1 protein-coding gene is annotated in these 2,260 nt (G+C 36.6%); it reads right to left on the bottom strand.

What is annotated here, in order from left to right:
* Positions 1 to 514, bottom strand: a 514-nt coding sequence (locus MW688_RS13215) for a restriction endonuclease subunit S (protein ID WP_486736476.1), incomplete at its 3' end; no start/stop codon positions are given.
* Positions 515 to 2,260: the final 1,746 nt, after the last annotated feature.

Genomic DNA, 2,260 nt, shown 5'->3' with positions numbered 1-2,260 from the left:
CAGCTTTATCTAGTATTGCTGCAATGCGTTTTTGTTCTTCTAGGGGAGGTAGGGGAATAATCATTTTTTTCAAATGGCTAGGTCCATAATTTTGAATAGCTGTACCCCTTGAAGCCTGTTCAATTTGCCTTATATATAGAGGAGATTTAATAAACCATTTAAGATAAAGACGATTTAAGATTTTTTCATCAATAGGACGAAATCTAATCACACTTGTATTTAACATTATGGGTAAATCATCTGACCTTATTTCAGCGAATTTACCGAGAGTTCCTGAACTAGAAACTACATAATCACCTGCATCAAGTAAAAAATGTTCATATTTATTTTCAAATTCTTCTAACTTAATAAATTGACAAATACTTTTATCTATAAAACCTTCATCTGTAAAAGTTCTAATATTTAAAAAAGGAATTCCTCTAAAACCATACTGCCACTTTCTTATACCAGGTCCCTCTTGGAAATAAACAACATCTTGTAAAGAAACACATTTAAAAGGAGTGGAAATTTTCATAACATCGCCTCCAACGCCTGTAAATTCTCTCTTATTTCATCCTCTAGACACATCAACTGCTGCAAAATCACCCTCAAAGACTCCTACTCCTTATAGGGATTGATAGACAAATTATAACCAATCGCTTATATTTAAATTTTAACTTTTTTTGATTTAATCAAGCTCTTAAAATTTTAACTTTTTTTGATTTAATCAAGCTCTTAAAATAGAGACCAGATAATTGTAGATAATTGTAGGGTGCGTTAACGTGCGTGTAACGCACCATTAATCATCTCGTATCCACAAGATAATTTGGTGCGTTACGCGCGGAGCGCGGTTCACACCCTACTCTGATTTGTTTTGGTTATCAAAAGCAACTTGTAGGGTGCGTTAACGTGCGTGTAACGCACCATTAATCATCTCGTATCCACAAGATAAGTAGGTCGGCAAAATTTAAGTGTAAAATGTGAAAATAGTCAAAATTAAGCGATCGCTATATACAGAGTTGATTACACCAATTCACAATTTATAAACTTTTTAATGTTTATTTATACCGACCTACTTAATTTGGTCGCGTTTCACACCCTACTCAGGGCCCAACCTACAACCTACAGGCTACCTTCAAAACTCATTACTTATTACTCGTTACTCATTACTCATGTTTGGTGCGTTACGCTCACGCTAACACACCCTACAACTCTACAGGCTACGTACAGGCTACCTTCTTACTCATTACTCATTACTCGTTACTCATTACTCATCATGTTGGGTTATCTCCCTGCCCAACCTACAGGCTACGTACAGGCTACCTTCAAAACTCATTACTTATTACTCGTTACTCATTACTCAACTAACGGTGCGTTACGCGCGGAGCGCGGTTCACACCCTACCCTTCAGTTAACCGGATTTAGTTGATTATCTCCTACTCACAAGATAATTTGGTGCGTTACTTAGATCAAAGCACCAGTTTATAGTATAGCAAGCTCGCCAATAGATGTTGACAAAAATGATGAAAAGCCCCCCTTGGTAAGCTATGCTTTATAAACATCTTTCTTAACATAAAACTTGACAAAAACCGCAACTTGTGGGTTTGTGCTTTTTTAGATTTTGTTTAAGAAAATAATGTATAGCAATATACATTTTATCCACAACTTAAGTAATTTTACTTAAAACCCCTCTCCCTGCTCCCGTGCTCCGGTGCTCCCTGCTATACAAGGGTTTTAGAGTTGCTTATAAAGGATAGCGCAGGTTCGGGGGGTTGGGGGGAAAAGTTAGTGATAAATGTTGTTAACACCACTGCGGTCACTGCTATATCTCATATCTTGCACCTTAAAATTAGGTAAGATTTCAGAAGCAAAAGCAGCAGAACTTCTCAATTTGACGGTGGCAACCTCAGATCTTGCATCTTTATCGAAAGTTACTTGTGGTGGTTGAGTAATGAGTAATGAGTAATGAGTAATGAGTAAAAGAATTGATCCTAACCACTTAAAAATTGATTTTCGCCTGTGGGCCTATTTAGTACTTTTGTTCTGGTGCAAGATATGAGGCAACCCTACGGTTGCGTCGTCTTGAAAATGAGGTTTATGCGATCGCTTAATGGAACGATTCTTGATGCAACAGCACTCATTGATTTTCACTCTGTTATACTCATATCTTGCACCAGAACTTATGTACTAAATTAACCTCAGAAAAAGTTCATTTCTCTTTAGCCTATATCTTGCAAAGGTATACCAATTTTTAAGCGTTGAGCATCAATTCTTTAACTCA

This window comes from Johannesbaptistia floridana, assembly GCF_057440575.1.
Note: the sequence above shows the minus strand (reverse complement) of the source record. Positions and strands in the feature narration are given on the sequence as shown.